11 protein-coding genes are annotated in these 12,405 nt (G+C 65.4%); 2 read left to right on the forward strand and 9 right to left on the reverse strand.

What is annotated here, in order from left to right:
• Positions 1-203: 203 nt before the first annotated feature.
• Positions 204-1,700: a phenylacetate--CoA ligase family protein gene (locus GNH96_RS12380; RefSeq protein ID WP_169603960.1), complete on the reverse strand. Its 1,497-nt coding sequence runs from the start codon at positions 1,698-1,700 to the stop codon at positions 204-206.
• Between the two features lie 93 nt (positions 1,701-1,793).
• Between GNH96_RS12380 and GNH96_RS12385 the strand changes: the two genes are divergently transcribed.
• Positions 1,794-2,561 (forward strand): Nif3-like dinuclear metal center hexameric protein, encoded by a 768-nt coding sequence (locus GNH96_RS12385; RefSeq protein ID WP_169603961.1) that lies wholly within the window; start codon positions 1,794-1,796, stop codon positions 2,559-2,561.
• A gap of 43 nt (positions 2,562-2,604) precedes the next feature.
• Here GNH96_RS12385 and GNH96_RS12390 read toward each other — a convergent pair whose 3' ends face one another.
• From GNH96_RS12390 to bioB, 7 genes are all read right to left on the reverse strand, one after another.
• A complete protein-coding gene (locus GNH96_RS12390) occupies positions 2,605-3,963 on the reverse strand; it encodes an MBL fold metallo-hydrolase RNA specificity domain-containing protein (protein WP_169603962.1) in 1,359 nt (452 codons plus the stop codon).
• A 6-nt stretch (positions 3,964-3,969) separates the two neighbouring features.
• Positions 3,970-4,374, reverse strand: a complete 405-nt coding sequence (locus tag GNH96_RS12395) for a hypothetical protein (RefSeq protein ID WP_169603963.1) — start codon at positions 4,372-4,374, stop codon at positions 3,970-3,972.
• Positions 4,375-4,476: 102 nt separating this feature from the next.
• The gene (bioD, locus tag GNH96_RS12400; protein ID WP_169603964.1) at positions 4,477-5,166 is read right to left on the reverse strand and encodes a dethiobiotin synthase; all 690 of its coding nucleotides are present in this window, start codon (positions 5,164-5,166) and stop codon (positions 4,477-4,479) included.
• Positions 5,167-5,176: 10 nt separating this feature from the next.
• On the reverse strand, positions 5,177-6,013 hold the full coding sequence (gene bioC / locus GNH96_RS12405) for a malonyl-ACP O-methyltransferase BioC (protein WP_169603965.1): 837 nt from the start codon (positions 6,011-6,013) through the stop codon (positions 5,177-5,179).
• Entirely contained in the window at positions 5,997-6,755 is a 759-nt protein-coding gene (bioH, locus tag GNH96_RS12410; RefSeq protein ID WP_169603966.1) for a pimeloyl-ACP methyl ester esterase BioH, read from the reverse strand. Before bioH ends, bioC begins: the two co-directional genes overlap by 17 nt.
• Positions 6,756-7,919 (reverse strand): 8-amino-7-oxononanoate synthase, encoded by a 1,164-nt coding sequence (gene bioF / locus GNH96_RS12415; protein WP_169603967.1) that lies wholly within the window; start codon positions 7,917-7,919, stop codon positions 6,756-6,758.
• A 5-nt stretch (positions 7,920-7,924) separates the two neighbouring features.
• Entirely contained in the window at positions 7,925-8,905 is a 981-nt protein-coding gene (bioB, locus tag GNH96_RS12420; RefSeq protein WP_228719846.1) for a biotin synthase BioB, read from the reverse strand.
• 317 nt (positions 8,906-9,222) lie between these two features.
• On the opposite strand from bioB, the gene GNH96_RS12425 reads away from it, so the two are divergent.
• A complete protein-coding gene (locus GNH96_RS12425) occupies positions 9,223-9,924 on the forward strand; it encodes a ComF family protein (RefSeq protein ID WP_169603969.1) in 702 nt (233 codons plus the stop codon).
• 21 nt (positions 9,925-9,945) lie between these two features.
• On the opposite strand, the gene gspD is transcribed toward GNH96_RS12425, so the two are convergent.
• Positions 9,946-12,384, reverse strand: a complete 2,439-nt coding sequence (gene gspD / locus GNH96_RS12430) for a type II secretion system secretin GspD (RefSeq protein WP_169603970.1) — start codon at positions 12,382-12,384, stop codon at positions 9,946-9,948.
• Between the last annotated feature and the right edge of the window lie 21 nt (positions 12,385-12,405).

Consider the following 12,405-nt stretch of genomic DNA (forward strand, 5'->3'; position numbering starts at 1 on the left):
CCGGCTTCTGGCATGCCCGCGCCTTGCTCGCCGCCAATGATCAGTACCGCCAACCCGGCCACGCGCTGGGGCTTCGTCCTTCCCGGCGAGATCGAACCGATTGGCGATGTCATCGGCCAGGTCCTGCTTGTGGCCTAGCACACGTCGGCGCTCCTCGCCTGAGAAATCGGCCGCCGCTATTCGAAAGACATCGAGTCTGCGGCTCAACGCCTCGTATAGCGGTGTTTCACCCCGACCGGAAAATAGTCCGGATCGGCGAAAGGACGCAGCACCACATGCGGGGTCTGCCGCGCCTCCGGCGTGTAATGGGCGAACTCGCTGTTGAGGCGCAGCAGTTCCGTGCGCACCGACTCGGCGATTCTCGCCGCCTTGGTCTCGTCTGACGCCACGCCCGGCAACAGCTCCACCGTCAGCAGCAGCATGCGGTCGCCTCCCGCCCCTTCCGGCGCCTCCAGCACGAACTTTCCGCTGACCCAATCGACGATGCCGGGCTGCTCCAGCCCGACCGCCACGTTTTCCGGGTAGATATTGGCCCCGTAATACGAAACGGTGAAATCGGCCCGTCCGAACAGGTAGACGAAAGGCAATGGCCGTTCGCCCCAGGCCGGATCGAATCCGTATTCGGCGAGATCGTGCGCGTCCCAGTCGCGCAGGAAGTCCCGCATGTCGGCATGTCCGACCAGCCCGCCACGGTCGGCGATGTGGTAGCGGATCAGGGGCACGCCGTGGTCGCCGGTCACCACCAGCGTGCCGTCGTGCAATTCGAAATAGCGGCTCAAGGGATCGTACTGCACCAGCGTCGGCAGCCTGGACTCGCCGAACAGCTCGCGGGCTGCCTCGGGGTGGGAAGCGAAAAAACGGCGTATGGCGATGCTCAGAGGCGTTTCGTTGCCCAACACCCCGCCATCCGCGGTGCCATAGAGCGAGGCGGTGTCGTAGCAGGGCGAGTCGGACCCGATCCGGGCGCAGACCAGCGAACGCCATTCCTCGCTGAACACCTCTCCGGCGAACACCAGCTTCACCGCATGACGCTCCCAGGGAATCCCCGCGGCCGCGCCGGCGTCGATCACGTCCTTCACGAACGGCGGATAACCCAGCAGCACCGTCTGCTCGAAATGCGGTGCCAGTTCGCCGATCACCCGGAAGATTTCATCGGGGCGATTCCCCGGCGTCGCCACCGTGATCGGATACCCCTTGCGGGCGAGATGCCATAGGCAGGAGGTGGTGTAGATGCCGCCGACCCAGTTCCCCAGGGCGAAGCAGACCACCGCCAGGGTGCTGCGGGCGTGGGCCTGGAAAGCATCGCGGAACACCTGCTCGAAGCGCAACGCAATGTCGAGTTCGTGGTGCAAGGCCCGCGGCCAGAACGTCGGCTTGCCGGTCGAACCGGAAGACACCGCGATTCTGTCGCAAGCCGCCAGGCGCCCGCCCCAGCAGCGCTCGGGCAGCGGATAGGCCTGCATGTAGGCGGGCTTGTCGGTCAAAGGCAAGCGGGCGAAGTCGGCGAGGGTCCGCACCGCGTCCGGACGAATCCCGTGCGCCGCCAGAAAGGACCGGTAGGCCGGCACTTCCGCCGCCGCACGCTGGAATAGCGAGAGAGCGGCAGCGCCGGGGTCGCAGGCCAGTCGTTCGGCCATCAAATCCTCCAGGGAGCGATCCAGAAACCGCGTCGGCTGATCGGCGAGAAGGGGAACGGTCATGGGCTTGTCTCGAGGTCGGGAGATTGAAGATGATAGAGCCATTGCGACTTTGGGGGATAATCGGAGGTTTCAACACTGCTTGCAACGCGCGCCATGGCACTCACCCGCTCCTCTCTCGAACGATTCCTCGCCGCGCTGCTGAATCCCGGGGCGTTCGCCGATTATGGCCCCAATGGCCTGCAGATCGAGGGACGCGAGGACATCCGGCGGATCGCCTTCGCGGTGTCCGCGACGGCCCATTCCGTCGCTGCGGCCGCCGAATGGCGGGCCGACGCTCTGATCGTGCATCACGGCCTGTTCTGGAAATTCCACGGTGCCCGACCGCTGGTCGGACCGTTCGCGGGGCGGGTGTTTCCGCTGGTGCGCCATGCCATCAATCTGTTCGCCTACCACTTGCCGCTCGACGCCCACCCGGAAATCGGCAATGCGGCGGTGCTGGGACGCAGGATCGGCCTGGACGAACAGGCGCCGTTCGGCGACCATCAGGGCTGCCCCACCGGTGTTCGGGGCAAGCTGCAGCTGACGCTACCGGCTTCGGCGCTGCGCGAGCGGCTGGCGGGAATCCTCGAACATCCGGTGTTGCTGGCCACGCCGGACGCGACGGCGCCGGTCCGCACGGTCGGGATCATCACCGGTGGCGCCAACGGCGGCTGGGCCGAGGCGGCAAAGGCGGGCCTGGACGCCTACATCACCGGCGAAATGAGTGAACATGACTGGCACGAGGCGCAGGAAGCAGGAATACACATGTATTCCGGCGGACACAACGCCACCGAGCGGTTCGGCATTCAGGCTCTGCAGGAACGGATCGAGCGCGAGCTTGATATCGAGTGCCGCTTCATCCCGAGCGACAACCCGGCCTAGTTCGTCATCAGGAAATGTCAGACTCACCGGCAGCCATGGCGGCTCATCCCAAACCGACCGTTTCTCGGTATTCGGGGACCCGGCAGTCCCAACCCAATTCGTGCTCGATCCGAAAACGAAGCGCGTCCGCGGCCTCGGGCTCGCCGTGGGTGATGAATGTCTTGAGCGGCGGCTTGGGACACTGCCGCAGCCAGTCGAGAATTTCACTGGAGTCGGCATGGGCCGAGAGGTTTTCGACCCGTCCCACCTCGGCCCGGATCGGAACGTATTCGCCATGGATCTTGACCGCCTCGGCGCCGCCCAGGATCGCCGCGCCGCGCGTCCCCGGCGCCTGGAAGCCCGTGAACAGCACCGTATTGCGGTGATCCGGAGCAAAAGCCTTGAGATGGTGCAGCACGCGTCCGCCGGTGGCCATGCCGCTCGCCGAGATCAGGATCATCGGCGTCCGGCGCGCGCTCAGCCCCTTGGATTCCTCGGCGGTATTGACGTAGCACGCGGTCCGGCACACCGCCTCGGCCTCCGCCGAGGAAAGCCGGTGCTCCGAACGGTAGCGGCGGAACAGCTCGGTGGCATCGACGGCCATCGGACTGTCGAGGTAGACGGGGATATCCGGTATTTTCCCGGCAGCCTTCAAACGGTGGATGCAGTACAACACGCTCTGGGCACGACCGACGGCGAACGCTGGGATCAGCACCACACCGCCGCGGCGAAAGGTCCGTCCGATGTAGTCGCCGAAGGCTTCCACCGGGTCTTCCGCGCTGTGGCGACGGTTGCCATAGGTGGATTCCACCACGAGGAAATCGGCCGCCGGGCAAGGCGCCGGGCTGCGCATGGTCGGATCTTGGGGCCGTCCCAGGTCGCCCGAGAAAGCGAGGGAGGCACGCCGGCCCTGGAGCACCACCGAAGCCGCCCCGAGGATATGTCCCGCCGGCTGGAAGCGGAACCGGAATTCGCCGCCCAATCGCACCTCCCGGCCGTAATCGACCGGCTCGAACAGATCGAGGCAACGTTCCGCATCTTCCCGCGTGTACAGCGGCAGGGCCGGATGATGACGCGAGAAACCGCGCCGGTTGGCATACTCGGCTTCCTCTTCCTGCAGGTGGCCGCTGTCGGGCAGCAGGATCCGGCAGAGATCGAGGGTCGCCGGCGTGCAATGGATGCGCCCGGCGAAACCGTTGCGCGCCAGCAGCGGAATGTAGCCGCTGTGGTCGATGTGCGCATGGGTGAGGACCAGCGCATCGAGACTGGCCGGCGCCACCGGAAAAGGTTCGCGGTTACGCAGACGGAGCTGCTTGAACCCCTGGAACAGCCCGCAGTCCACCAGGATGCGGCTCTGCGCCCCGGTCACCAGATATTTGGAACCGGTGACCGTCCCGGTGGCGCCGAAGAAGCCCAGTTCCATGGGGAATCAGGGCTTGGCCGCGGCTCCCGCGCTTCCGCCGTGGCTCATTCCGCCCTGATGCTGCATCTGCATCATCATCTGATGGTGCGCCTTCATGTGCTGCTTGATCATGTCGCGCTGCTGCTGCTTGAGCTTCTCCTTTTCCGCCGGATCGGTCGTCGCCTGGATCTTGTCCATGATCTCGTGCATCTGCAGCATGTGATCCTGCATCATCTTGACGCGCTGATCCATTTGTTCCTCACTCATCATGCCGCCGCCCCCCATCATGCCGGAACCCATGCCGCCCATGCCTCCCATGCCTCCGGACGCCTGGGGCTTTTGGCTTGCACTCGGCTCCTCCGCGCAGACCGGGCCGGCGAGGCCTATAACCGCGACCCAGACCAGGATCAGTTTTTCAATCGGCTTACGCATCTTGCGACTCCTTCATTATGTAGTGCGCTGGGGAATTCCAGCACCGCGGACGGTATCACCGAACCGGCCGGCTGACCAGCCCCAAGGACGGGCGGTCAGGAATCAGCCCACCCATGGCTCGAACGCCGCCGACAGGACCAGTTCCGACGCCCCCGAGCGGCCGTCTCCAGGACACCATGGCAACAGCGCCAAGCGGGGCTCGGGCAGCGACTCGTCCAGGGTGCGGAGGTATTCGTCCAGATAGGGAAATTCGGGGTCGATCACGTTGCCGATCCAGCCGGCCGGGCGCACGCAGCAACGGCCGATCGCCGCGGCGCTGAGCAGCGCATGGTTCAGGCAGCCCAGCCGCAGGTCCACGACCAGAACGACCGGCCAGCGCAGCGCTTCGGCGAGATCGGCTACCCTTGCGTGATCGTTCAAGGGCACTTCCCAGCCGCCGACGCCTTCCACGATCACCCAGTCGGCCTCGCTCGCCAATGCCTCGCTGCGAGCGACGATCGCGCCGATATCGATGGGCCGCCTCGCCAGACTGGCGGCGATATGGGGCGAGGTCGGCGTTTCGTAGGCGAAAGCGTTGACGTCTTCGTAAGACGCCGGGACGTCCGCCGCCGCCATCAGAAGTTCGGCGTCCTCATGACGCAGGCTGCCGTTCCTCCGCGCGGCGCCGGTTGCCACCGGCTTCATGGCGGCGACCCGGAATCCCCGGCGGCGCAGCTCGCGTATCAGCGCCAGGGAAACCCGGGTCTTGCCGACCCCGGTGCCCGTTCCCGTAATGAAAAAACCTTGCGCCACGAATGCACCCTCATTTTTCGATCAATGCAGTCAACACTTCAAAGCTGGCGGTCACCCCTGAGGCCATGCCCGGCAGACGCCCGTAGGCCTCGGCCACCCGCTCCAGCGTGTGCCGGCCGAGCAGATGACGGGGCCGGTTCCGGGTCAGGTTGCGCGCTCCCAGCGCCTTCAGCTCCTTCATCAGCGCCATGACGGAAGGATAGCCGCGTCCTACGATTGCGGCCTCCACCCGGACCTTCGAGAATCCCTGGGCCCGCAAGCTCTGCTCCACCGAATGGCGAGTCGCGAACGCATTGACGTGGCTGTAGCCGTCGACCGCGCGCCATGCCGTCCGCAATTCGCCCAGTGTGTCCTCGCCGAAGGTGCTGAACGCCAGCCTGCCGCCGGGACGAAGCACCCGGCGGCATTCTGCTAGCGCGGCATCCAGGCGCTCGCACCATTGAAAAGCCATGTTGGAAAAAATCAGGTCGACCGACTCGTCCGCCAGCGGGAGGGCTTCCGCATCGCCCACGACAAGCCCAATGCCGCCGCCGGGGGCCCGGTGAGCGCGCAGGAACCGGAGCATGCCTTCGGCAATGTCCACCGCCAGACAGCAAGCATCGGGAAAGGCCGAAACCAACGGCCCGGTGAAATACCCGGTACCCGCCCCGAGGTCCAGCACCCGCCCCGGCCGCAGGCCGAGAGGGCGAAGCCGCGCGAGCAGCGACTCGCCGACCTCCCGCTGCAATGCCGCGACGCCATCGTACCCGGCGGCTGCCGAACTGAAGGAGGCGCCGACCCAGCGCTTCTCGGGCACACCCATGCCTGCCATGACGACCTCGGCCCGCCGATCAGGAAATGAATTCATGGATCAGGCGGGCCGTCTGGTCGCCGTGGGTCAGGAATGGAACATGGGGCGCGTTGTCGATGCAATGACTGATCAAGCCCGGTTTCAGTTCGGCGAGCGCAGGCCCGAGAGCGGCTGGCACCAGCTTGTCGCGCCGGCCGAGCAGCGCCTGCACCGGCTGGGAAAGCTCACGCAATAGCGGGCGCAGATCGGCATGGCGCAGCACGTCCAGCCCGGCCAGGAGCGCCGTCCGCTCTGGCTGCGGCCGGCCGGCCAGCTGGCTGCGGACCTCGCGGAGCAACTCCCTCTCGCCCGGCATGCCCCAGACCTGCAATGCCAGAAAGCGCCGGCAGGCGTCCTGGTAGTCGTCCAGGAAACCCTCGGCGAAACGCGCCAGCGTGGTCGCCTCCATCCCCGGCCAACCCGGTTCGGCGACGAAGCGGGGGGTGCCGCACAGCAGGGTGAGCGAGGCCACCACCTCGGGCGCCGTGCGGGCGGCGTCCAGCGCCACCATGGCGCCTAACGACCAGCCGACCCAGTGCGCGGGCTGGGGCACGGACTCCAGAACGGCTGCCGCTACGGTTTCCAGCGACCAATCCGCCCGCATCGGGCTGTGGCCATGTCCTGGCAGGTCGATGCGCGTGACCCGGTAACGGCCGGCCAGCAGCGGCACGAAATCGGACCAGATACCGCCGTGCATGCCCCAGCCGTGGATCAGGACGACATCGGGCCCACGACCCGCGGTCTCGACGAACAACCCCATTCAAGCCTCCTGGGGAACAGCCGCGGCCAGCGCTTCGAGCAGGCCGTCGACCTGCTCGTCGGTGTGCGACGCGGACAAGGTGATCCGCAGCCGGGCGGTACCTTCCGGCACCGTAGGCGGGCGGATGGCGCTCACCAGGAAGCCCCGCTCGCCCAGACGACGGCTGGCTTCGAGCGCTTCGGCATTGGCGCCGATCACGATGGGCTGGATCGGGCCGATCAGGTCGCCGAGTTCGAACCCGAGGCTTTCCGCGCCGGCGCGGAAACGCCGCACGTTGCGGTGCAGCCGTTCGCGCCGCTCGGGCTCCTCGCGCACGAGACGCAAGCTGGCGCGGGTCGCCTCGGCGACCGCCGGCGGCAGCGCCGTGGTGTAGACATAAGTGCGGGCACGCTGGATCAGATAGTCGATCAGATCCTCCGAACCCGCCGCGAAGGCTCCGAAAGTGCCCAGCGCCTTGCCCAGGGTGCCGACCAGCACGGGAACCTCGGTCTCGTCCAGGCCGAAATGCTCCAGGGTTCCGCGCCCTTCGCCGCCCAGGACGCCCAAGCCGTGGGCATCGTCGACCATCAGCCACGCCCTGCCGCTCCGGGCGGCGCGGGCCAACGCCGGCAAGGGTGCCAGGTCGCCGTCCATGCTGAACACGCCGTCGGTGACGACCAGCCGGGTTTCGGCGCGGGACTCGGCCAGAGCGGCTTCGAGGGCACGGGCATCGGCATGGGGATAGCGCTGGAAGCGGGCGCCGGACAAGAGGCCGCCGTCCAGCAACGAAGCATGGTTCAGCCGGTCCTCGAACACCGCATCGCCGCGCCCGGCCAGGGCGGACACGACGCCGAGGTTGGCCATATAGCCGGTGGAGAACAGCAAGGCCCGCGGACGTCCGGTGAATTCGGCCAGCTCTTCTTCCAGCGCATGGTGCGCCGCCGCGTGGCCGCAGACCAGGTGGGAGGCGCCGGAGCCGGCACCCCAGCGGTCGACGCCGCGCCGGAAAGCCTCACGCACGGCGGGGTGGTTCGCCAGTCCCAGATAATCGTTGCTGCAGAAATTGACCAGGGAGCGGCCGTCGACGGCGACTTGCACGTCCTGCGGACCTTCGACGATCCGCCGCCGCCGATGGGCATCGCGCGCCTTGATCTTCGCCAGGGCCGCGGCCGGGTCGAACGCCATGGAACTCAGCAGCCCAAGCCCGCCATGCGCAGCCCCAAGCGCGCGAACAACTGCTTGTCGCGCTGGGCCTGCGGATTCTCCGTGGTCAGCAGTTTCTCGCCGTAGAAGATCGAATTGGCCCCGGCCAGGAAACACAGGGCCTGCATTTCGTCGCTCATGTCCAGGCGTCCGGCGGACAGCCGCACCCGGGATGCCGGCATCATGATCCGCGCCACGGCGACGGTGCGCACGAAATCGAGCGGATCGAGCGCTGCCGCATCGGCCAGCGGCGTGCCTTCCACCTTCACCAGCAGGTTGATCGGCACGCTCTCCGGGTGGCGCGGCAGATTGGCCAGACCGATCAGCAGGCCGGCGCGGTCGGCGGCGGATTCACCCATGCCGACGATGCCGCCGCAGCACACGTGCATACCGGCATCGCGCACCCGTTGCAGCGTGTCCAGCCGGTCCTGGTAGGTCCGGGTGGTGATGATCTCGCCGTAATAGCTTTCCGAGGTGTCCAGGTTGTGGTTGTAGTAATCCAGGCCCGCTTCCTTGAGCCGCCGGGTCTGTGGATCGCTCAGCATTCCCGCGGTGACGCAGGTTTCCATCCCCAGCGCCTTGACGCCCTCGACCATCGCCGCGATGGCCTCCAGGTCGCCATCGCGCGGGCTGCGCCAGGCCGCGCCCATGCAGAACCGCGTGGCGCCTTCCGATTTCGCCCGGCGGGCGGCATCCAGCACCTCTTCCAGCGGCATCAGCGACTCGCGCTTGAGGCCGGTGTCGTGATGCGCGCTCTGGGGGCAATACGCGCAGTCCTCCGAACAGGCGCCGGTCTTGACGCTGAGCAGGCTGCTGACCTGGATTTCGCTCGGATCGAAATGGCGGCGGTGCACGCTCTGGGCTTGGTACAGCAGCTCGCTGAACGGCAGCGCGAACAGGGCCTCGACCTCGCCCTGGGTCCAGTCATGGCGCAGCACCGGTTCCCCAACCCGCTCCTGGTTCGTCATTACCGCTACTTCTGCTTGCATTACACTCGATCTCCAGTGGACTACCCGCGAACCGGCGGTGTACGAAGTTAAGCCGTCATGCCGGCAGGGAATGCCGGCATCCATGACACAAGGATGTGCTGGGCACGCGCCCTCCCTGCCCCCTGGGCTCCGGCACTCGCCAGAGCACGTATGCGAATCCATGCCGGAGCGACGGGATGTCTCTTAACTTAACGGCATCGTCTCCGAAGAGAGGACAAAGACACTCACCTTCACACACGACCGGCGTTGAAAACCAAAACACCAACACGCCGACAGCTTCCGTCAACTACAATGACATGAAAACCGTAAACGGCTGGCTGAATATTATACAGAACTGGGTCTATCCGCCCACCTGTCTGTTGTGCGGAGCTCCCGGAGAACGGGGACTGGATCTGTGCGGGGCATGCGAACGCCACCTTCCAAGGATTGGCACCGCCTGTCTACACTGCGGCGAACCCCTGCCCGACGGCGCCCCCAGCCCCTGCGGCCGCTGCCTGCAACAGCCGCCGCCGTTCGATAGCTGCCGCGCGGCGTTCCACTACGAAGAGCCCATCCGGCATCTGATCCACGGGCTCAAGTTCGATCATCGCCATGCCTGCGCCCGTACCCTGGGCGAATTGACCGCCCGCCATTTCCGCGAATACGCCGAGCCGCCGGACGTGATTGTCCCGGTGCCGCTGCACCCTTCCCGCTACCGCGAACGCGGCTTCAACCAGTCGCTGGAAATCGCCCGGCACCTGAGCCGGAACCTGAATCTCCCGCTGGAACTGCATGCCTGCACCCGCAGCCGCACCACCCGGCCGCAAGCCCAACTGTCGGCCAAAGAACGGGCGAAGAACATCCGCGGCGCTTTCCGGCTGGAACGGGAAATCGAGGCGCGCCACATCGCCATCCTCGACGACGTGGTCACCACGGGGGCGACTGTCAGCGAGCTGGCGCGAACCTTGCGGAAGACGGGCATCGCACGGATCGACGTCTGGGCCGTGGCGCGGGCGTGAGCCGCGCCACGGCTGTCCCCTTTACGGCGTTGAAGGCACCACCGCCGCCGGCTGGGCATCCGGCTCGCCTTGATAAAGATTGGTCAGCTTGCGGCGGAACTCGTTGCTGATCGAGGTAATGTCGCCCTTCTTCTCGACTACCCTGGGTGTAATCAACACGACTAATTCGGTACGCTCTGGCTTGATCGTCGTAGACCCGAACATCCAGCCGATCATCGGAATTTGGTTCAGGTACGGCAGACCTACCTGACTCTCCGTGCGTTTATCCGAAATCAGGCCTCCCAAAGCCAGCGTCTCGCCGTTAGGCACAGCCACCATGCTCTGTATCTCCCGGTTGGCAAACTGGTAGGTAATTTGATCGCTGCCGACCTTGACTTGAGAGGGCGTAGAAATTGCCTGGAATATTTCCAGAGAAACCAAACCGCCGGCATTGACGCGGGGGCGTATTTGGAGAGTAACGCCAGACTGTTGCTGCTGGAATTGATTGAACTGGGTAGTGCCGATAGTCGCGCTTGCAGTCGTGCCCGTTAGAACGGGCACCTGATCACCCACATTGATCTTGGCCTGTTGATTATTCAATACCATCAACGAAGGCGAGGAAATCACGTTGATCAGATTTTCTTTTGCCAACATATTGAGCAACACCTTGACGTTGCCACCATTGGCAATTAGCGCATAGCTAAATCCCCCCGCTGCCGCGCCCCCGGTGGTGGTGAGAAAATCCTTGATCGGGTTTGCGTTTATCAGTGGACTGCCAAGCGCCTCTGTACTGGTACCACTACTGATCAACCATTTCAACCCGTATTGAAGTTCGTTCGAGAGGGTAATTTCGACTATGGTTGCATCGATAAGCACCTGTAAAGGTAATACATCAAGCTCCCTGATTACCGCCTCTATTTCCTTCCAATCCTGATTCTTAGCGATAACGATCAACGCATTATTCGAAGGATCGGCGACGACTCGCGCGTTGTTGCCCAGTTGCGTCATGGTCGTCCCCTGACCACCCGCACCCGATCGGCTCCCGCCAAAACTGCCACCGCTGGTACCCAGTCCACCGCCTGATCCCCCCAGACCGCCGCCGGACCGGCCGAGCCCACCGCCGCTGCCGGTTGATCCCATGCTGCCGCTCGTGGTCCCTCCCAGCCCACCGGAACTACCTGAGCCGCTACCGCCGAACGAACTCCCCGCTCCGCCGTAGGAACTGCTTGAACTACCGAAACCGGAGGAACCCGTGCTTCCAAAGCCGCCGGAACTGGCGGAAGCAGCCCCAAATCCGCTCGAACCTCCGCTGCCCACATCCATTCCGGTCAAGCCCGGCGCCAGCGACGGTCCCTGCCTTCCGGCCCCGCCGCCAAAAATCCCGCCCAGCGTACGGGCGAGTTCCGTCGCATCGACATGCTGGCAACGGTAGACGTGGACATTGCCGGTGCGCGTGGTGTTATAGCGGTCGAGCCGCTCGACCCAGTCCTGCACCTCCTGCAGAAGATGCATCTCCGGCGCGACCGCGAGGATGGCGTTGAGGCGTTCGATCGGCAGGATGCGCAACACGTTGCCCATGGCGCCCTTGCCGCCGAGCCCGAGAACTTTCGTCAGTTCATCGGCGATGGTCGGCACGTCGGCGTTCTTGACCGGATACAGCGCCACGGACATGCCGCGCATGTAGTCGACGTCGAAAATCTGCACCGCTTCCATGACGCCGCTCAGCTCCTCCGCCGTGCCGGCCACCATGACCAGGTTGCGGGTTTCGTCCATCCGCAGCACGGCCTTGGGCGGCATGATGGGTTCAAGGACCTTCTGCATTTCCTGTGCGCTGATGAAACGCAGAGGAATGACCCGCAACTGGTAGCCCGGCTCCATCATCCCCCGGCCGACACCGGGGCCGGAGGCGCTGATCGCGGCCTGGGCGTCGGGCTCGATCTTGTACATGCCGCCGTCCCGGATCAGCGCCGCCCCGTTCATGCGCAGCAAGGTCTCCAGCGTCGGGATCATCTCGTCCTCGGTCAGCGGCCGGGTGGTCTGCAGGCTCACCTTGCCGGTGACCTTGGGACTCAGGACGTAATTCACCTTCAGCGTGTCCCCGAGGATGACCTTGGTGACCTCGGACAGGTCGGCATCGTCGAAATTGAGGGTGTACTTGCCTTCCTTCCGGGGCGAGGTCCGGCCGCCCCCTTTTCCCTTCGTGCCGCCACCGGAGATGCCTGCGCTCGTATAGCCACCACCGCTCGACGAAGGTGGATTGACCACCGAGCCCTTCCGCGGGTAGTACTCCGGCTTCTTGAGCATGTCCGTCTGGGCCTCCGCCAGCGGCGCGGGCGGAGGCTCGGCCGAGACCTTCTCGATCTTCAGGCTGTCCGGCGAAACGGGCTTCTTGTAATAGTCGGGCAAGAGCGACTCGCAGCCGCTCAGGCCGAGGGCCGCCGATACCGAGACGGCGACGATTCTTTGAATGAACTTAGGCATGCACTGTCGATTGCAATTCGT

This window comes from Methylococcus geothermalis (genome assembly GCF_012769535.1).
Taxonomy (GTDB): Bacteria; Pseudomonadota; Gammaproteobacteria; order Methylococcales; family Methylococcaceae; genus Methylococcus; species Methylococcus geothermalis.